At 58.3% G+C, this 19,662-nt stretch carries 20 protein-coding genes and 1 tRNA gene; 1 reads left to right on the forward strand and 20 read right to left on the reverse strand.

Annotated elements, in window-relative coordinates; genetic code table 11:
- Positions 1-247: 247 nt before the first annotated feature.
- The 20 genes from AC1DX3_RS01445 to AC1DX3_RS01540 all read right to left on the reverse strand — a co-directional run bounded on the left by AC1DX3_RS01445 (position 248) and on the right by AC1DX3_RS01540 (position 19,250).
- Positions 248-1,918: a ribonuclease J gene (locus AC1DX3_RS01445; RefSeq protein WP_476987446.1), complete on the reverse strand. Its 1,671-nt coding sequence runs from the start codon at positions 1,916-1,918 to the stop codon at positions 248-250.
- A gap of 3 nt (positions 1,919-1,921) precedes the next feature.
- A complete protein-coding gene (locus AC1DX3_RS01450; RefSeq protein ID WP_476987447.1) occupies positions 1,922-2,695 on the reverse strand; it encodes a type III pantothenate kinase in 774 nt (257 codons plus the stop codon).
- Positions 2,679-3,440 (reverse strand): biotin--[acetyl-CoA-carboxylase] ligase, encoded by a 762-nt coding sequence (locus tag AC1DX3_RS01455; RefSeq protein WP_476987448.1) that lies wholly within the window; start codon positions 3,438-3,440, stop codon positions 2,679-2,681. Before AC1DX3_RS01455 ends, AC1DX3_RS01450 begins: the two co-directional genes overlap by 17 nt.
- A gap of 6 nt (positions 3,441-3,446) precedes the next feature.
- Positions 3,447-4,880, reverse strand: a complete 1,434-nt coding sequence (gene nuoN, locus AC1DX3_RS01460; RefSeq protein WP_476987449.1) for an NADH-quinone oxidoreductase subunit NuoN — start codon at positions 4,878-4,880, stop codon at positions 3,447-3,449.
- An 11-nt stretch (positions 4,881-4,891) separates the two neighbouring features.
- The gene (locus tag AC1DX3_RS01465; protein WP_476987450.1) at positions 4,892-6,394 is read right to left on the reverse strand and encodes an NADH-quinone oxidoreductase subunit M; all 1,503 of its coding nucleotides are present in this window, start codon (positions 6,392-6,394) and stop codon (positions 4,892-4,894) included.
- 18 nt (positions 6,395-6,412) lie between these two features.
- Positions 6,413-8,491: an NADH-quinone oxidoreductase subunit L gene (gene nuoL, locus AC1DX3_RS01470; protein WP_476988021.1), complete on the reverse strand. Its 2,079-nt coding sequence runs from the start codon at positions 8,489-8,491 to the stop codon at positions 6,413-6,415.
- Positions 8,492-8,508: 17 nt separating this feature from the next.
- Positions 8,509-8,817, reverse strand: a complete 309-nt coding sequence (nuoK, locus tag AC1DX3_RS01475) for an NADH-quinone oxidoreductase subunit NuoK (RefSeq protein WP_476987451.1) — start codon at positions 8,815-8,817, stop codon at positions 8,509-8,511.
- Positions 8,814-9,428 (reverse strand): NADH-quinone oxidoreductase subunit J, encoded by a 615-nt coding sequence (locus AC1DX3_RS01480; protein ID WP_476987452.1) that lies wholly within the window; start codon positions 9,426-9,428, stop codon positions 8,814-8,816. The genes nuoK and AC1DX3_RS01480 overlap by 4 nt, the downstream gene beginning before the upstream one ends.
- Before the next feature lie 11 nt (positions 9,429-9,439).
- Positions 9,440-9,931, reverse strand: coding sequence for an NADH-quinone oxidoreductase subunit NuoI (gene nuoI / locus AC1DX3_RS01485; RefSeq protein WP_476987453.1), 492 nt, complete (start codon positions 9,929-9,931; stop codon positions 9,440-9,442).
- Positions 9,928-10,983, reverse strand: a complete 1,056-nt coding sequence (gene nuoH, locus AC1DX3_RS01490) for an NADH-quinone oxidoreductase subunit NuoH (protein WP_476987454.1) — start codon at positions 10,981-10,983, stop codon at positions 9,928-9,930. The genes nuoI and nuoH overlap by 4 nt, the downstream gene beginning before the upstream one ends.
- 13 nt (positions 10,984-10,996) lie before the next feature.
- The gene (nuoG, locus tag AC1DX3_RS01495; RefSeq protein ID WP_476987455.1) at positions 10,997-13,057 is read right to left on the reverse strand and encodes an NADH-quinone oxidoreductase subunit NuoG; all 2,061 of its coding nucleotides are present in this window, start codon (positions 13,055-13,057) and stop codon (positions 10,997-10,999) included.
- Positions 13,058-13,111: 54 nt separating this feature from the next.
- Entirely contained in the window at positions 13,112-13,546 is a 435-nt protein-coding gene (locus AC1DX3_RS01500; protein ID WP_476987456.1) for a TM2 domain-containing protein, read from the reverse strand.
- A 7-nt stretch (positions 13,547-13,553) separates the two neighbouring features.
- The gene (gene nuoF, locus AC1DX3_RS01505) at positions 13,554-14,867 is read right to left on the reverse strand and encodes an NADH-quinone oxidoreductase subunit NuoF (RefSeq protein WP_476987457.1); all 1,314 of its coding nucleotides are present in this window, start codon (positions 14,865-14,867) and stop codon (positions 13,554-13,556) included.
- A complete protein-coding gene (gene nuoE, locus AC1DX3_RS01510; protein ID WP_476987458.1) occupies positions 14,867-15,547 on the reverse strand; it encodes an NADH-quinone oxidoreductase subunit NuoE in 681 nt (226 codons plus the stop codon). Before nuoE ends, nuoF begins: the two co-directional genes overlap by 1 nt.
- Before the next feature lie 86 nt (positions 15,548-15,633).
- Entirely contained in the window at positions 15,634-16,056 is a 423-nt protein-coding gene (locus AC1DX3_RS01515; protein WP_476987459.1) for a hypothetical protein, read from the reverse strand.
- Entirely contained in the window at positions 16,053-17,267 is a 1,215-nt protein-coding gene (locus AC1DX3_RS01520; protein ID WP_476987460.1) for an NADH-quinone oxidoreductase subunit D, read from the reverse strand. The genes AC1DX3_RS01515 and AC1DX3_RS01520 overlap by 4 nt, the downstream gene beginning before the upstream one ends.
- A gap of 12 nt (positions 17,268-17,279) precedes the next feature.
- Entirely contained in the window at positions 17,280-17,678 is a 399-nt protein-coding gene (locus AC1DX3_RS01525; RefSeq protein WP_476987461.1) for a hypothetical protein, read from the reverse strand.
- Positions 17,679-17,707: 29 nt separating this feature from the next.
- On the reverse strand, positions 17,708-18,310 hold the full coding sequence (locus AC1DX3_RS01530) for an NADH-quinone oxidoreductase subunit C (RefSeq protein WP_476987462.1): 603 nt from the start codon (positions 18,308-18,310) through the stop codon (positions 17,708-17,710).
- Positions 18,311-18,321: 11 nt separating this feature from the next.
- The gene (locus AC1DX3_RS01535) at positions 18,322-18,882 is read right to left on the reverse strand and encodes a NuoB/complex I 20 kDa subunit family protein (RefSeq protein WP_476987463.1); all 561 of its coding nucleotides are present in this window, start codon (positions 18,880-18,882) and stop codon (positions 18,322-18,324) included.
- Positions 18,873-19,250, reverse strand: coding sequence for an NADH-quinone oxidoreductase subunit A (locus AC1DX3_RS01540; protein WP_476987464.1), 378 nt, complete (start codon positions 19,248-19,250; stop codon positions 18,873-18,875). Before AC1DX3_RS01540 ends, AC1DX3_RS01535 begins: the two co-directional genes overlap by 10 nt.
- A gap of 309 nt (positions 19,251-19,559) precedes the next feature.
- Here AC1DX3_RS01540 and AC1DX3_RS01545 point away from each other — a divergent pair.
- Positions 19,560-19,636: transfer RNA gene (locus AC1DX3_RS01545), tRNA-Asp, on the forward strand.
- The last annotated feature ends 26 nt before the right edge of the window (positions 19,637-19,662 follow it).

The following is a 19,662-nucleotide window of genomic DNA, read 5'->3' on the forward strand; positions in this document are numbered from 1 at the left end:
TGCCTACGAAGGCCACTATTTATCAATTAATTTCAATAACATATTTGGTTAATATCAATTAACCAGTTAATCGTGCCAATTTTTGACCAAATTTCACAATCAACATTGAAAAGACATGGATCTCTGGCCGTTTTCACACAGAAACACACATCGGCTGCGCGAATCAGCCTTTTTGTTCATCACGGGAAATAAAAAAAGGGCACCGGCTCTCACCGATGCCCTTCCCGGATGTTTACTTGAACGATTTTCAGGTGCGCAGAACGATCGTCTCCACGATCGGCCGGCGGCTCCAGATCGCCTGCGCGGCCTTCTTGACGACGCGGGCGACCACGATCTCAACGGCCTCATCATTGTCGCGATCTTCGTAAGATAGTCCCTTGATCGCTTTTTCGACGCTCTGGCAAATGGCTTCGAGCTGATCCGAAATGATGTCGTCGTCTTCATAGGCCAGGCCCAGGCCCCTCACCTCGACGATCGAAGCCAGCCGATTCTTGCTATCCAGGGCGAATGACACAAACATCATGCCGTTGTGGGCGGCATGACGACGTTCGCGCAAGGCGTCTGAGGCTTCCGGAACCAGATGGCCGCCGTCGACGAAAAGACGGCCGGACGGCACTTCGTCGATGATCTCGGCGCGACCGGGCGCCAAACGCACCATGTCACCGTTCCGAGGCGTGATCTGTTCATCGATGCCGATTTCAGCAGCCAAGGCTGCGTGTTTCAGCAAATGACGACGTTCACCGTGGGTTGGCACGGAAATGCGCGGTCGTGCCCAGGCATACATCTCCTTCAATTCGTCTCGGCACGGATGGCCAGAGACGTGGATGCCAGGGTGATCGCGTTCGGTATGAATGCCGACACCGAGTTCCGACAGGCGGTTCTGCAGCGAACGAATAGATATCTCGTTGCCTGGAATGACGCGCGAGGAGAAGATACAGACATCGCCCTCCTTCAGCTTGACGCCCGGGTGATTGCCGTCGGCGATGCGCGATAAGGCGGCGCGCGGTTCGCCTTGGCTGCCTGTGCACAAGTAAAGGACTTCATTGGCCTTCAAATGTGCGGCTTCGCCTTCGCTGATCGGATCCGGAATCCCGTGCAGCAGCCCGACATGACGAGCGGCGGCTGTGATACGATGCATGGAGCGGCCGACGAGGCAAACCTGACGGCCGCACACCATGGCAGCGCGCATGACAGAATCAACGCGCGCCACGTTGGAGGCGAAACAGGCGACCGCGACGCGCTTCTTCATCGTCAGAATCAGTTTTTCCAATTCGATGCGGACGTCGTTTTCAGAGCCGGCGCGGCCTTCGACGAAGACATTGGTCGAGTCGCACACCATGGCGAGTACGCCCTCGTCGCCAAGTGCCTTGATGGCGGTAACGTCGGTCGGCTTGCCGGTGATAGGCTCGTCGTCGATCTTCCAGTCGCCGGTGTGGAAAATGGTACCCAGTTCTGTCCGGATCGCCAGGCCATTGGGCTCGGCGATCGAGTGGGTTAGCGTAATATAATCAATGTCGAACGGCCCCAACTTGACGTTCCCATTCAACGGCACTTCGGTCAGGTTAACATCATCGAGCACGCCGGCTTCGCGCAATTTCTCGCGCACCAGGAAGGCGGTGAAAGGTGTGGCGAAAACGGGCGCCTTGATTTTGTCCCACAACCAGCCGAGAGCACCGATATGGTCTTCATGGGCGTGGGTCAGGACGATGCCCAGGATATTTTCGCCGACAAGGAACTCTGGATCCGGGACGATAACTTCGATACCCGGTGTCGTCAGGTCGCCGAACGTCACACCGACGTCGACAATGATCCATTGGCGATTGTCCGCCGGCCCGAACCCGTACAGGTTCAGGTTCATGCCAATCTCGTTCGATCCGCCAAGAGGCAGAAAAACCAATTCGTTGTTGTTTTTTTTCATGTTTTACAGGTTAGCCAGGGTACGCTTATATATTTCCAGCAGACCACGAAGCGTAAGATCGTGGTCAAAATGATCGATTTTATTGGTGGCGCCTTCGAATAGCGATGCCACACCGCCGGTGGCAATGACGCTCATCTCTTGACCGTATTCGCTCCTGATAGACTCGATGAGGTATTCAATCAAGCCGACATAGCCCCAAAAGATTCCCGCCTGCATGGCGGTGACCGTGTCCTTGGCAATCTTGCGCGGTGGCTTTTCGATGGCGATGCGCGGCAATTTCGCCGCGGCCTGATGCAAGGCCTGCATGGACAGGTTGATGCCGGGGGCGATGGCACCGCCTTCGTAACCACCGTCAGCCGCCACGACATCGAAGGTCGTAGCCGTGCCGGAGTCGATGATGATCAGGGCGCCGGGGTAGGAGATATGGCCGCCGATGGCATTGACGATACGGTCAGCGCCCAGTTCCTTGGGCTTGTCGATGCGGATATCGACACCTAACACCGTATTTTCGCCGACGACATAGGGCTGTTTATTGAAATAACGCTGGGCAAGCTTGCGCAGATTGAACAAGGACTGAGGCACGACCGACGAGATGATACAGTCGCCGATCAGCTTGAAATCGAGATCGTGCATCTGCATCAATTGATACAGCCACGCCGCATATTCGTCGGCCGTCCGCGTCGTTTCCGTCGCTACGCGCCATTGCGCGACCCAGGTTTCGCCGTCATGTATGGCGAACAAGGTGTTGGTATTGCCCTGCTCAATGGCCAGCAGCATGCGGTGCTCCATACGTGATGTCGCCGCCGGTCACGCTGTAGACCTGGCCGTCAGAGCTTTGGATTTGCAAGGCACCGAATTCATCCAACCCCTTGATTGTCCCGGAAACCTCAACGCCTTCATGGGTCAGGCTGAGCGTGCGATCACGGCCATAGGCGCGCTTGAGCCAGGCCTTGGCGATGTCGCTGAAATCCTTGCTGCGCCACAGATCGAGCACGCCATCGAGATGACCATTCAGCTTATGCATCAGGATTTCGGCGTCAATCTTCTTGATGGCCTCCGGATTGATGTCACGCAGGGCAACGGTCAGATAACCTTCGATGATCGGCGCCACACGTATATTCATGCCGATCCCGATAACGACGCCCAATTTGTCGGGCTCGGGCGTTGCCTCGGTCTGGACCAGGATACCGCAGAGCTTGCGACCGCGGTGCAGGATGTCGTTCGGCCATTTGATCCGCATCGACTCGTCGGTATCCGGGATCAGCGGCCGCAGCATCTCAAACACCGCCAGGGCTGTGACGAACGACAATTGCGGCACCGAGCGGACATCGACATCCATGACCTCGTAACGCGACGCCATCAGATTGCCCTTTTGGCCGATCCAACTGCGGCCATGACGGCCGATGCCTTTGGTTTGCTCGCGGGCCATCACCCAGCCCGGCCCCTGCTGACCAGCCCGCAAGCGCTCAAGACACAGGTTTTGCGTGGATGGCAGCGTGTCGAAGATTTCGAACCTGGCCAAGAGCGTTTAGTGCCCGAAGGCGGCGGCAGCCGTCTTCGCCACCGGATAGGCGAGGATGAGGAACAGGATGACGCCCGGGAACGAGAAGGCGGTCGCCGCATAGGTGACCCATTTGGCTTCGGCCGGTGCCTGATCTATATCTCCGCTTGGAGCGTCGAACCACATCAGCTTGATCATGCGCAGATAGTAGAACGCGCCAACAACCGAGGCGACGAGGCCCAAAGCTGCCACCCACCACAGACCAGCCGAAATGGCGGCACCGAAGACGAAGAACTTGCCCCAGAAACCGGAAAATGGCGGCATACCCAGCACCGACAGCGACAGAACGGTCAGACAGACGGTCAACGGCATGTTGGTCTTGGCGAGGCCGGCGAACTGATCGATGCGCGATACTGGCTCACCCTTACGGTTAAGCGCCATCGAGAACGAGAAGAGGCCGAGCGTATCGATCATGTACATGACGAAGAACATCAGCAGAGCCTGGACGCCGACGACGGTACCGGCCGCGATGGCCAGCAGGGCATAGCCCATATTGGCGATCGACGAATAGGCCAGCAGTCGCTTGAAATCCTTTTGCATCAGGCCACCAAGCGCTCCGACCAGGAAGGACAGAACAGCCAGAACCAGGATAACCTGGCGCCACTGATCGATCTGATGAGCGAAACCGGTTTGTAGAAGGCGTGCCAGCAGCACCATGGCGGCGAATTTGGGGGCGCCGGCGGCAAATGCGACGACTGGGGTCGGTGCGCCTTCGTAAACGTCCGGCGTCCACATATGGAAGGGCGCCGCAGATACCTTGAAGGCAAGGCCCGAGATCACGAAAACGAGTCCGAAAATCAAGCCGACATTGAGATTGCCCTGGGCCGATGCGGCGATGTCGTGGAAGTTCATCGAACCGGCAAAGCCGTAGACCAGTGAAGCGCCGTATAGCAGTAGACCAGACGACAAGGCACCGAGGACGAAGTATTTCAAGCCGGCTTCCGAAGACTTGGCGTCGTCACGACGGAAGGCCGCCAGGACGTACAGCGACAAGGACTGCATCTCCAAGCCGATATATAGAGAAATCAGGTCGCCTGCGGACACCATCATGCTCATGCCCAGAGTCGCGAGCATGACAAGGATGGGGAATTCGAAACGGCGGCTGCCGACACGGTCGAAATACCCCTGCCCCAGTGCGATTACCAATACACCGGCGGCGTAGATGGCGACCTTGGCGAATAGGGCGACCTGGTCGACGATGAAGGATCCGTTGAAGACCGTGCCGTAGCCGGTGAAGAAGGCCGCCGCGAAGGCCGCCGCGATCAGGGCTGCACCGGACAGGGCACTGACCGAGGTCATGCCCTTGTCGCCACGGAAGGCGCCGAACACCAGGATCACCAGGATGGAGATCGACAGGATCAGCTCCGGCATGTCCAGTTTAAGAGCGAGGTTGAAGTCCATAAATCTCGTCCTTATCCGCCGATGACCGCCTGATAGGTCGCGACGACCGTATCAACGCTGGCAGTGGTAAAGTCAAAAACACAGGCCGGATAAACACCCAGCAGAATGGTACCCACGACCAAGGGCACGAAGATGATGATTTCGCGCACACTCAGGTCGGGGTATTTTTTCAGTTCGTCATTTTCGACAACGCCGAACATGACACGCTTGTAAAGGTTGAGCGCGTAAACCGCCGACAGAATGACGCCCGAGGTGGCGACCAGGGCAACCCAGGTTCCCCAGGCATAGGAACCGGTCAAGGTTGTGATTTCGCCGATAAAGCCCGACGTGCCCGGCAGACCGACATTGGCCATGGTGAACAGCAGGAAGACGAAGGCGTAATGCGGCATCAACTTGGTCAGGCCGCCGTAGAAGGCGATTTCACGCGTATGCCAACGGTCATAGACGACGCCGACGCAAAGGAAGAGCGCGCCGGAGATGACGCCGTGGCTGATCATCTGGAAGACCGCGCCCTGAACGCCCAGTTGGTTGCCGGCGAAGATGCCCATGGTGACAAAGCCCATGTGGGCAACGGAACTATAGGCGATCAGCTTCTTGATGTCGGTCTGGCGGAAGGCGACCAGGGACGTATAGACGATCGCAATAACCGACAAGACCATGACCAGGGGCGCGAACATTTCGGACGCATAGGGGAACATCGGCAGGTTGAAACGGATGAAACCGTAGCCGCCGAGCTTCAGCAGAATGCCGGCCAGCATGACCGAACCGGCGGTCGGCGCCTGGACGTGGGCGTCCGGCAACCATGTGTGGACTGGCCACATCGGCATCTTGACGGCGAAGGAGGCGAAGAAGGCCAGCCATAGGAAGGTCTGCGCTTCCTTTGTGAAGGCGAATTTGCTGAGCAGCGGGATGTCGGCGGTGCCGGCGATATTGACCATGTATAGCATGGCAGCCAACATCAGGACGGACCCCAACAGGGTATAGAGGAAGAACTTGTAGGCCGCATAGACGCGGTCCTTGCCGCCCCAGATGCCGATGATCAGGAACATCGGCACAAGGCCGCCTTCGAAGAAGATGTAGAACAGGAACAGGTCTAGCGATGTGAAAACGCCGATGACCAGGGTTTCCAGCACCAGGAAGGCGATCATATATTCGGTGATACGGACCTTGATCGAGTCCCATGACGCCAGGATACACAACGGCATCAGGAAGGCCGTCAACAGGACGAACAGGATGGAAATGCCGTCGACACCCATATGGTAGGAGATCGGTCCAAACCATTGATATTGTTCTTCGAATTGATATCCACTCAGCTTGGTATTGAAACCGAGCAACAGGACGGCCGACAGGGCCAGGGTGATCAGCGTGGTCCACAGGCTGATCCATTTGGCATTACGCGAAATCGCAGCCTCGTCGTCTTTGCGCGCCATGGCGCGCAAGACCCCGATCACAACCGCGCCGAACAGGGGCGCGAAGGTGATGACACTGAGGAGGTTTGGAATGGCAGGTAGCATTGTAAGTTCCATCTCCCCTTAACGTACCAACCAGAAGACATAGGTCAGAAGACCCACGACACCGAGGAACATCGCGAAGGCGTAATGATAAACGTAACCGGTTTGCGACTTGACTAACCGCTTGGCCGACTTCAAGGCCGCCCAGGCGGCGCCGTTGGGCCCCAGACCGTCGATAATCTTGACGTCGCCGATCTTCCAGAACAGGTCACCGAGAAGCTTGGTGAGCTTGACGAAGGTCGCCTGATAGATCTCGTCGAAGAACCATTTGTGGTACAGGAAGCTGTAGATCGGCCCGTTGTTGGCGGCCATGCGCTTGGGCAGGTCAGGACGCTTGATGTAGTAGTACCAGGCCATGGCGAAGCCGATCACGGTTACGGTCAGGGGCGCATAGGCCACCCACCATTCCTTGATATGCTCGCGTTCTTCCATGACGTGATTGTCGGCGCCAAGGAAGATCGACTGGCCCCAGAAGGCGGCAAAATGCTCGCCGACGAAATACGGTGCGAAAGCAAAACCTGCGAAAATGGCGCCGAAAGCCAGGATGCAGATCGGCATCAGCATGGTCAGCGGGCTTTCATGCGGTGTATGGGCATGGCCATGGTCGTGACCGTGGTGATCGTCATGATGCTCTTCGTGAGCCGCCATGGCCGTATCAGCTTCGGCATCGTGACCGTCGACGATTTCGTGGGCATGATGATGGTCGGCCTGGCTGTGTTCCCAATGCTTCTTGCCGTGGAAGGTCATCATGATCAGGCGCCAGCTGTAGAAGGAGGTCAGCAACGCGGCCGTAATCCCCATGACGAAGGCGAACATGCCCTCCGGCGTATTGTGGCCGGCCCAGGCGGCTTCGAGGATCGCGTCCTTGGAGAAGAAGCCGGCAAAACCAAGTTCCGTATGTGGAATGCCGAGGCCGGTGATGGCGATCGTGCCGATCGTCATGACGCCATAGGTGACGGGAAGGTACTTGTAGAGCCCGCCCATTTTGCGCATGTCCTGTTCATGGTGCATGCCGTGGATGACCGAACCGGCGCCCAGGAACAACAGGGCCTTGAAGAAGGCGTGGGTGAACAGGTGGAACATGGCCATGGGATAGGCCCCTACCCCCGCGGCAAAGAACATGTAACCGAGCTGCGAACAGGTCGAATAAGCGATGACGCGCTTGATGTCGTTCTGCGTGAAGCCGATCGAGGCGGCGAAGATGGCGGTGATGGCGCCGATATAGGCGACAATCATGCGTGCTGTCGGGGCGTGTTCGAACAGGGGCGACAAGAGGCAGACCATATAGACGCCGGCGGTGACCATGGTCGCGGCGTGAATCAGGGCGGAGACCGGTGTCGGGCCTTCCATCGCATCCGGCAGCCAGGTGTGGAGGAAGAACTGAGCCGACTTGCCCATGGCGCCGATGAACAGGAGGAAGGCTGCCAGGTCGAGCGCAGAGAAATAGTGGCCGGCGAACAACCAGGCTTCCCCTTGGTGTGCCGCGATCAGCGGGAAAAGTTCGCGGAAATTGATCGTACCAAACTGCCAGAAGACCGTCATGATGCCGAGTGCGAAACCGAAATCGCCGACGCGGTTGACAACGAAAGCCTTGATGGCCGCCGAACTGGCGCTGTCCTTATAGTACCAGAAGCCGATCAACAGATAGGACGCCAGCCCCACCCCTTCCCAACCGAAGAACAGCTGCATGAAGTCGGCGGCGGTCACCAGCATCAGCATGGCGAAGGTGAAGAGCGACAGATAGGCGAAGAAGCGCGGACGCGAGTCGTCTTCGGCCATATAGCCCCAGCTATAGAGGTGAACCAGAGACGACACCGAGGTGACAACGACCAGCATAGTCGACGACAGGCCGTCGACGCGCACGGACCAGGCCGAATGGAAGGCGCCGATATTGATAAAAGGCAAAAGCTCGACCGTGAAGTCCTGCATGCCACCCCAAGTATGCTGGATAAAGGTATCCCAGCCCAAGGCGCACGACAGGAACAGCAGGCCCGTAGTGATAGCCTGAGACGGAATATTGCCGATGCGGCGGCCGATGGCGCCGACGATCAGCGCGCCGACGATGGGCGCGAAGACGCAGACTGTGACCACGGTAGACATAGCGGAAAGCACGATGTTTATCCTTTCATCATGCTGGCGTCATCGACGGCGATATCGCCACGATTACGGAAGAAGGTCACGAGGATGGCCAGGCCGACGGCAGCTTCGGCCGCGGCGACGGTCAGAACGAACAGCGCCATGATCTGGCCCTGGACATTATGCAGGTAGCTGCTGAAGGCGACGAAGTTGATATTGACCGCCAGCAGGATCAGTTCGATCGACATCAGGATGATGATGACATTGCGGCGGTTGAGGAAGATACCGAGCGTCCCGATGGTGAACAGGATGGCCGAGACCGTGAGATAGTGGGCGAGACCTATGGTCATTCCGAAATTCCTTCTCCGGTTTTGGCCGGCACGACTTCCACGGCGTCCTTGCGGCGGCGCGTAACCTGGCTGAAAATATCCTGACGCTTGACCGACGGGCGGTGGCGGAGGGTGAGGACGATGGCGCCTATCATGGCGACCAGCAGAACGAAGCCGGCGGCTTCGAAGAGATAGGCATAGGTCGTATAGAGCACGTGGCCTATCGACTTGATGTTGCTTTCGTTGGTCGTGAAGGCCTGCGGCAGGTTCCCCGCGGCCGCCCCCCGGTCAGCAACGGCATAACCGACGAAGATCAGTTCGCCCAGTAGAACAACACCGACCACCAGCCCGATGGCGAGATAGTTGGCGAAGCCCTGACGGAACTTGGTGAAGTCAACGTCCAGCATCATGACGACGAAGAGGAACAGCACCGCGACGGCGCCGACATAGACGACCACCAGCAGCATGGCGAGAAACTCAGCGCCCAGAAGGACGAACAAGCCAGCCGCCGAGAAGAAGGCCAGGATCAGGAACAGGACGCTGTGGACCGGGTTGCGCGCCGTGATGACGGCCAGGCCCGCGACGGTCGTCACGGCGGCCAGCAGGTAAAAGGCGATATCTATCAAAGTCATTCCATCACCTCTTAACGATACGGCGCATCGAGTTCGAGCGAACGAGCGATTTCGCGTTCCCAGCGGTCGCCGTTGGCCAGAAGCCGGCTCTTGTCGTACAGCAGCTCTTCGCGCGTATCGGTCGCGAATTCAAAATTCGGCCCTTCGACAATGGCGTCGACCGGGCAAGCTTCCTGACACAGGCCGCAATAGATGCATTTTACCATGTCGATGTCGTAGCGCGTCGTGCGGCGGCTACCGTCGTCGCGCGGTTCGGCTTCGATGGTGATGGCCTGGGCCGGGCAAATCGCTTCGCATAGCTTGCAGGCGATGCAGCGTTCCTCACCGTTGGCATAACGGCGAAGCGCGTGCTCGCCGCGGAAACGCGGGCTGATCGGCCCCTTTTCGAACGGGTAGTTGATGGTGGCCTTGTGCTTGAACATGTACTTCACGGCCAATCCAGTGGCGCCGATGAAGTCCAGCAGCATCGCCCCCTTGATTCCTTCAACGATACGACGGATCACAGGGCACCTCCATAAACTCGGTAAGCGGCAACAAGGGCGACAGCAAATAGCGACGCCGGCAGGAAGACCTTCCATCCCAGGCGCATCAATTGATCGTAGCGGTAGCGCGGGACGATAGCCTTGGCCAGGGCGAACATGACGAACCAGAAGACGACCTTGACGATGAAGGTCAGGACCTGGATCAGGGTCAGCCAGCCACTACCCTCCTTGAGCGGCAACGGCACGGGGAAGTCCCAGCCGCCGAAGAACAGGATGGTGATCATGGCGCACATCAGGACGATATTGGCATATTCGCCGATCATGAACAGAAGATAGGGCGTCGACGAATATTCGACCTGATAACCGGCGACGAGCTCGGATTCTGCGTCGGGCAGGTCGAAAGGCGGACGATTGGTTTCGGCCAGGGCCGAGATGTAGAACATCACCATCATCGGGATCATAATGGCCGCGAGCAGGATGTGGCCGCCGCCCAGAACATTCCAGTTCCAGAAGCCCCCGGATTGATGATTGACGATCTCGCTCAGATTCATCGACTGACAGATCAGGATAACCGTGACGATGATGAAGCCGATCGAGACTTCGTATGACACCATCTGCGCCGCCGAACGCAGGGCGCCGAGGAAGGGATATTTCGAATTGGACGCCCAACCGCCCATGATGATGCCGTAAACGCCGAGAGACGACACAGCCAGCAGGTAAAGAATGCCGACATTGATGTTCGACACGACCCAGTTGGGTGCAAACGGGATGACCGCCCAGGCAGCGAAGGCGATGATGAAGCTGAGCAGCGGCGCCAGCAGAAAGACGAATTTATCGGCGCCGGCAGGAATGATGACTTCCTTGAACACGAACTTGAAGAAGTCGGCGAAGGATTGGAACAGGCCGAACGGACCAACGACATTGGGGCCCTTGCGCATCTGTACGCCGGCCCAAACCTTGCGGTCGCCCCACAACAGGAAGGCCAGCGACACCATGACGCCCATGATGACCGCGAGCGCTTCACCAATGGTGATGATCGTCCAACCCCAACCTGATGACCAGAATGTATTCATCTCTAACTTACCTCTACTCGGCCGCAGCGCTCAAAGCGGGCTTGCGCGCCGCCGAGCACTCCGCCATGGCCACCGAGGCCCGGGCGATGGGATTAGTCATGTAAAAATCTCGGATCGGCGAGGCAAAGACCTTATCCTTGACATCGCCCTTGGCGCCGAGCGCCTTGACATCGAAGGTCTTGGTCGCCGGCCTGACGTCGATACGGCCGAAGACCGGGTGATCGGTGATCAGCTTTTCACGCAGTTGCGCCAGCGAGTCATACGGCAGGACCTGACCGAGATGGCCCGACAGGGCGCGCAGAATAGCCCAGTCTTCCTTGGCGTCGCCTTTCGGGAAGACGCAACGCTCGGCGATCTGCACGCGGCCTTCCAGATTGGTATAGATGCCGGACTTTTCGGTATAGGCGGCACCCGGAAGGATGACGTCCGCCGCGGCTGCACCGACATCGCCGTGCGAACCGATATAGACAACGAAAGAGTTTTTCAGGCCAGCAGTATCGATTTCGTCGGCGCCGAGCAGAACCACGACATCGAGGCCGCCCTTTAGCATGGTGGATGCGTCAAGCGCTTCACCGACCGGCACGAAGCCGAGATCGAGGCCGGCGACGCGCGAGGCCGCGGTATGGACGATATTGAAGCCGTTCCAGCCGTCCTTGATGACGCCGCAAGAGTCGGCGACATCGGCGATATCCTTCAGGATAGCCGCGCCGTCGTCACCGGAAATGGCGCCGGAACCGATCAGGATCGCCGGCTTCTTGGCGTTCTTCAGGACGTCGCGGAAGGCGTGTTTCTTGAAATCTTTCAAGGCCTTCGGACCGACACCTAAGTGGGTATAGTCATAAGTCAGATCGCAGGCTTCACCGACGACACCGACGCTGACCTTGCCCTTGAGCCACGACTTGCGGATACGGGCATTTATAAGGCTGGCCTCGTGACGCAGATCGGTGCCAACCAGAAGAATGGCGTCGGCGTCTTCAATGCCGGCGATACCGGTGTTGAACAGCCAGGATTCGCGCGGGGTCGATTGGGTGACGGGGCCGATACGCGCGCCGTCCTGGCGGCAATCGAGATTGGTCACGCCAATGCTGTAAAACAGATCCTTGGCCGCCTTCATGGTCTCGGCATCGCACAGGTCACCGGCGATCACCCCGACCTTGGACGCGTCCGCGCCCTTGATCTGGCTGGCCACGACCGACAGGGCCTCGTCCCACGACACGGCTTGCAGCTTGCCGCCCTTACGGACATAGGGCTTGTCGAGACGTTGACGCGACAGACCGTCGACAGCATAGCGCGACTTGTCGGTCAGCCATTCCTCGTTGATATCTTCCTTGAGACGCGGCAGGGCGCGCAGCACGGCGGGGCCACGGTTGTCGATGCGGATATGGGCGCCCAACGCGTCCATGACGTCGATGGTTTCGGTTTTGGTCAATTCCCACGGACGGTAGTTGAACGACCACGGACGGTGAGTCAGTGCGCCGACCGGGCACAAATCATTGACATTACCGGACAGTTCCGACGACACGGATTGTTCGAGATAGGTGATGATCTCGGCGTTTTCGCCACGCGAAATCATGCCCATTTCCGTGACGCCGGCAACCTCTGTGGTAAACCGGACGCAACGCGTGCATTGGATACAGCGCGTCATGAAGGTCTTGATCGTCGGCCCGAGGTTCTTTTCCTCGACGGCGCGCTTGTTCTCGGTGTAGCGCGAATCTCCCTTACCATAGGCGACGCTCTGATCCTGGAGATCGCATTCGCCGCCCTGATCGCAGATCGGACAATCGAGCGGGTGGTTGATCAACAGGAATTCCATGACGCCTTCGCGGGCCTTCTTGACCATCGGCGTATTGGTGAAGATTTCCTGGCCTTCGGCAGCCGGCAGGGCACACGAAGCCTGAGGCTTCGGCGGTCCCGGCTTTACTTCGACCAGGCACATGCGGCAGTTGCCGGCGATCGACAGGCGCTCATGATAACAGAAGCGCGGAATCTCCTCGCCTGCCAGCTCCGCCACCTGAAGCACGGTCATGCCGGGATCGAACTCGACCTCCACACCATTGACTTTTGCCTTAGCCATGCTCAGCTACACCCTTAACTTGATTAAACAAACGCCGGAATTTCATGGAATTTTTCAAAACCATGATTTGTTTCCGACGACGTAGTCTTCGTAAAAACTTTGATCGGATTTGACCAGGTAAATGATCAATTCGATGAACGAGATAAAGGCGACGACCAAGCCGGGGATCAGGATGACCCAACCGACCGTGCCGCAAATCGCCATAATGATCCCGGCCGTTGTCTTGCCGAGGTAGAACTTATGAATGCCGCACCAACCGAACAGGAAACAAAGGATAATGGCCACCCACTTGTTCTTGTCGCCCGTCGATGCGCTGATCAGATAGATACTGCTCGCCGTATCGCCCTCGGGCTCGAAATCGACTGTAGATCCAGCAGGCATATAGGCCGTTTCTCCCATGACATCGGACACGCTGAACGAATAGCGGCGACCATCGTCGCCACTGATAAGTCCGGTCGAACCGTTGAAGGAGAGTACCCTGCCGCGCATGATGTCCCTACTCCGCCGCGATAACGTGGCCGGTATGAAGGGCCTTGCGTGAACGATACAGACTGATGCGATCCTCGATCTCGCCACGGAAGTGGCGGATGAGGCCCTGGATCGGCCAGGCCGCCGCGTCACCGAGCGCGCAGATGGTGTGACCTTCGACCTGAGTCGTCACTTCCAACAAGATGTCGATCTCCGCCGGATCAGCGTCGCCCTTGACCATGCGTTCCATGACGCGCCACATCCAGCCGGTGCCTTCGCGGCACGGCGTGCACTGGCCGCAGGACTCGTGCTTGTAGAAATAACTCAGGCGGGCGATAGCGCGGATCAGGTCGGTCGACTTGTCCATAACGATGACGGCCGCCGTGCCCAGGCCGGATTTCAGCGCGCGCAGGCTGTCGAAATCCATGGGCAGGTTTTCGCATTGCTCGGCCGGGATCAACGGCACCGAAGCCCCGCCGGGAATCACGGCCTTGAGATTGCCCCAACCGCCACGAATGCCACCGCAGTGATCTTCGATCAGCTGGCGGAACGGGATCGACATGGCTTCTTCGACATTGCAGGGCTTTTCGACATGGCCTGAAACGCAGAACAACTTGGTGCCGGAATTGTTGGGCGCGCCGAACGAGGTGAACCAGGCGGCGCCGCGACGCAGGATGGTGCCGACGACGGCGATCGATTCGACATTATTGACCGTGGTCGGGCAGCCGTAGAGACCCGAGCCGGCCGGGAACGGCGGCTTCAGGCGCGGTTGGCCCTTCTTGCCTTCCAGGCTTTCCAGCAGGGCGGTTTCTTCACCGCAGATATAGGCGCCGGCGCCGTGGTGGATATAGACGTCGAAGTCCCAACCATGGATGTTGTTCTTGCCGATCAGCTTGGCCTCATAGGCCTGCTTGACCGCCGCTTCCATACGCTCGCGTTCCAGCACATATTCGCCGCGGAGATAGATATAACAGGCATGGGCCTGCATCGAATAGGAAGCGATCAGGCAGCCTTCGATCAGCAGGTGCGGATCGTGGCGCATGATCTCGCGGTCCTTGCACGTACCGGGCTCGGATTCGTCGGCATTGACCACCAGGTAGTGCGGGCGATCCTTGACTTCCTTGGGCATAAACGACCATTTCAGCCCCGTCGAGAAGCCGGCGCCGCCACGACCGCGCAGCCCGGAATCCTTGACATTGGTAATGATCCAGTCCCTGCCATAGGACAGGATGTCTTTGGTGCCGTTCCACGCGCCGCGTTTTTTCGCGCCTTCCAGGCCCCAGTCATGGAAACCGTAAAGGTTGGTGAAGATGCGATCCTTGTCTTCCAATAGCCCGACCATTATGCCTTGACCTCCGGCTTGGGGGCCTCGGCGCCCGGCGCATTGGGAATCTTGATCTTCTTGGCAGCCGAACCGTCATAAAGCTTGGTATCGAGCAGGGTCTTGGGCCCGCCGATCGGTTCCGAGGTATGACGGCCATTGTAGGGGCCGGCTTCCGGCTTCTTGCCGGCAATGAAGTCGTCGATGATCTGGACCATGTTCTCGGCCGTTAGGTCTTCGTAGAAATAGTCGTTGATCTGAGCCATCGGCGCATTGCAGCAGGCGCCCAGGCATTCAACTTCCTGCCAGGTGAACAGGCCATCGGCCGACAGCTTATCCTTCGGGCCGATCTTGGCCTTACACACCGCCATCAGAGCGTCGGAACCGCGCAGCATGCAGGGCGTCGTGCCGCACACTTGGATCAAAGCCGCCGAGCCAACCGGCTCAAGCTGGAACATGGTGTAGAAGGTGGCGCATTCGAAGACGCGAATCTGCGGCATGCCCAACAGCTTGGCGATCGCGGAGATGGCAGGTTCTGATACCCAACCTTCCTGCTTCTGGACCAGCCACAGCAGGGGGATCACCGCGCTTTGGCGGCGCGATTCAGGGTATTTGGCAATCCACCAATTGGCCTTTTCCAGGGTCTCTGGCAAAAAGGTGAAACTGGCCGGTTGTTCCTTGGCAAGACGACGTAACGACATCAGGCCCCTCTACTAAATGACAGTCAGGCGGGGCTTTACACCCGTCGCCCGATAAAGACAGTCGAAAAAACAAAACTTCACAGAAATCATACCGCCGCCCCATCCTTGGCCCCCCGCGCCTTGGCCCGCGCACCATCGATCCGGGCGCCGATTTCCTTCACATGCGGCAACAGGCCGGACAGGCGACGGAAAACGAAGACCGACAGATAGAGGGCGATCAGATAAGGGGATTCGACATATTCCGGATGGTAGCGATAGATGTAATAACGCACCGCGACCATGACGACAGCGAACGGCAGCCAGATCGAGGCATAACGCATGGCCTCATCGCGTAAAAAGCCTTTGGCCCCACCGGGGTGGTAAGGCCAGGCGCTCTTGCTCATCGACCAACGGACAAGCACGACGATGGAGATGATAACGATCGCGAAGACTAGCGGAAAGGCAGACATAGCCAACGGATGGGCATGTAGCCACGCCTCTTGCCCGGCAGCGCGCGAATTACCCATCATCGGTCGATCTCCCCGAACACGATGTCGAGCGAGCCCAGGATAGCCGAGACGTCCGCCAGCAAATGGCCGCGGTTCATCCAGTCCATGGCTTGCAGGTGCGGGAAGCCCGGCGCGCGGATTTTGCAACGGTAAGGCTTGTTGGTGCCGTCGGAGACGAGATAAACGCCGAACTCGCCTTTGGGCGCTTCAACGCAGGCATAGACTTCGCCTTCGGGTGTCTTGAAGCCTTCGGTGTAAAGCTTGAAGTGATGGATGAGAGCTTCCATCGAATTCTTCATTTCGGCGCGACGCGGCGGCGTTACCTTGTGATCCGGCGAAAGAACCGGACCAGGCGTTACCTTAAGTTTTTCAAGGCACTGCTCCATGATCTTGACGGACTGCTTCATCTCCTCGATGCGACAGAGATAGCGGTCCCAGCAGTCGCCATTCTTGCCCAGCGGAATATCGAATTCCAGCTCGGCGTAACATTCGTAGGGCTGCGACTTGCGCAGATCCCATTTAACGTTCGAGCCGCGCAGCATGACCCCGGTAAAGCCCCAATCAAAGGCCTGGTCTTTCGACACTACCCCGATATCGACATTGCGCTGCTTGAAAATGCGATTTTCGGTGACGAGGCTCTCGATGTCTTTCAGTGCCGGCAGGAATTCCTTGCACCACACCACCATGTCGGCGATCAGTTCCGGCGGCAGGTCCTGGTGAACGCCGCCCGGGCGGAAATAATTGGCGTGAAGACGCGCGCCACAGGCACGCTCATAGAACACCATCAGCTTTTCGCGTTCCTCGAAGCCCCACAGCGGCGGGGTCAAGGCGCCAACGTCCATGGCCTGGGTGGTGACATTGAGGATGTGCGACAGGATGCGGCCGATTTCCGAGAACAGGACGCGGATATATTGTGCGCGCTTAGGCACTTCGAGACCCAGCAGCTTTTCGATCGCCAGGACGAAGGCGTGTTCCTGATTCATCGGCGCGACGTAATCGAGACGATCGAAATAGGGCACGTTCTGCAGATAGGTCCGCGACTCCATCAGCTTTTCGGTGCCGCGGTGCAGCAGGCCGATATGCGGGTCGACTCGTTCGACCATTTCACCATCGAGGTCGAGCACAAGGCGCAGCACGCCGTGTGCCGCCGGGTGCTGCGGGCCGAAATTGATCGTAAACTTGCGATCGTCGTCGCCCTTGGGGGCTACAACCGCTGAAGGATCATCCGCCATTCTCTAACCGTCCTACTCGTCTGCGTTCGATTCGCTCTTGCGGATAAACGCAATGAGCAGACCGAACAACAAGGTCAAAAATCCGAAGCCCGAAACCACGGCCGTGGACATATTCCACGTCGCGGTCAGGACTGCCGTCGCCACCGGAGTCGCCAGCAGCACCGCTGCCGCTCCCAGGAGCGCCGATTGCATCTCGGCCGCCGTTAACCGCCGTATCCCGGCGCCGACGATCAAGATCGCCACGCCGATGATGATCGACAGGCCGACCGATTGCAGCCCCTGCGCCGGAACCTCCGGCGCCCGGGTAAAGCCGCCAGTCAAGCGTACCCCGATGGTGAACAGGTAGGCCGTGGAAAACGTCATCAGAAAGAACGCGATCGCCGACCGCAACGCCTTGATATCTTTTTTCATAGCCAACCCCTCCAGTGTGCCAAGCTTTATTAAGTCTTGGCCTTCTCGTCACCCGGAAGCACATACTGCGCTCCCTCCCAAGGCGACAGGAAGTCGAACTTGCGATATTCCTGAACCAGCTTCACCGGCTCATAGATAACGCGTTTTTGCTCTTCGTCGTAACGGACCTCGACATGGCCCGTCATCGGGAAATCCTTGCGCAGCGGGTGACCTTCGAAACCGTAATCGGTCAGCAGACGGCGCAGATCGGGATGGCCCGAGAACAGAACGCCGTACATGTCGAAGGTTTCGCGCTCATACCAATCGGCATTGGGATAGACGCTGCGAATCGACGGCACCGGCACGGCCTCGTCGGTCTGGACCTTGACCCGGACGCGGATATTTTTGGTCAGGGACAACAGGTGATAAACGACGTCGAAACGGCGCACCCGCTTCGGATAATCGGCGCCGCAAACATCGATCAACTGATGAAAGCGGTAGGGCTCGGCCTTGAGCTTGGTCATGACCTCGACGATGCGCTCGCGCTCAACCGTCAGGGTCAGTTCACCAAAAGCGAACACGCTCTCGACGATGGCTTCCTTGAAATCCGCCTGGGCTTTTTCGGCAAAGGCCTGCAATTTTTCCAATGACATGTGCCCTCCCCTTAACGACGAATGCTGCCGGTACGGCGAATCTTCTTCTGCAATTGCAAAAGGCCGTACAACAGGGCTTCGGCGGAGGGCGGACAGCCCGGAACATAGACGTCGACCGGCACAATGCGATCGCAGCCGCGGACGACGGAATAGCTGTAGTGATAATAGCCGCCGCCATTGGCACAACTGCCCATCGACAGGACATAGCGCGGATCCGGCATTTGGTCGTAAACCTTGCGCAGGGCCGGCGCCATCTTGTTGGTCAGGGTGCCGGCGACGATCATCAGATCCGATTGACGCGGTGAGGCGCGCGGCGCCATGCCGAAGCGTTCCATGTCGTAACGCGGCATCGAGGCCTGCATCATCTCGACCGCGCAACAGGCTAGGCCGAAGGTCATCCACATCAGAGAGCCGGTACGGGCCCAGGTGATGACGTCGTCGGCAGAGGCGACAAGAAAGCCTTTTTCGTTCAGCTCGGTCGACACGGCTTCGAAAAACTTGTCGTGGACGGCGGGATCATAGCCCTCGACGCTGGAACGCGCTCCCGAGCCCGCGGGTAAGATTACTCCCATTCCAGGGCTCCTTTTTTCCACACATATATATAGCCGAGGAACAGTTCGGCCAGGAAGGTCATCATCGACCAGAAAGCATAGTGCATATTGCTGGCCGGCATATCGAACAAGGATACAGCCCACGGAAACAGAAAGGACGCTTCCAGATCGAAAACGATGAACAGGATCGACACCAGATAGAAGCGGACGTCGAATTTCTGCCGTGCCGAATCGAAGGCATTAAAGCCGCATTCATAGGCCGACAACTTTTCGGTATCCGGCGCTTTCGGCGCGACGACCAGGGCGCCGATCATAAAGCCCAGCCCCAGGACCGTAGCGATCGCAAAGAAAATGATGATGGGGAGGTATTGCAGCAGGAATGCGTTCATCAAAGATCACCTCAACTCGGCACAGCCCACGTATTAACTACACGCGGACGGACTCATGCTCAGCCTATTAGACCAGTCTGTGCCGCGCTTCAAACCATTGCGCTGCAAAAAAAACGATTTTTCACCGCTTTCGGTCATTTTTTACGGCGACAAGTCTGCTTTTGCAAATCACTCTCACGTCAGGGAGGTGCTCCACACATTTTGTTGTTATTTGTCGTCATAGCGCTTGACACCGCCCTATCCCCCGACATATCAAGCGCACCTCTCGCCGCCGGGGCCGACCAGCCAAGGCGCGCAAGACAAGGGAATGCGGGTGTAGCTCAGTTGGTTAGAGTGCCGGCCTGTCACGCCGGAGGTCGCGGGTTCGAGCCCCGTCACTCGCGCCACCCCTGCCTGGATACAGGCATCGGTG

It is taken from the genome of Asticcacaulis sp. P2_B1 (assembly GCF_056404915.1).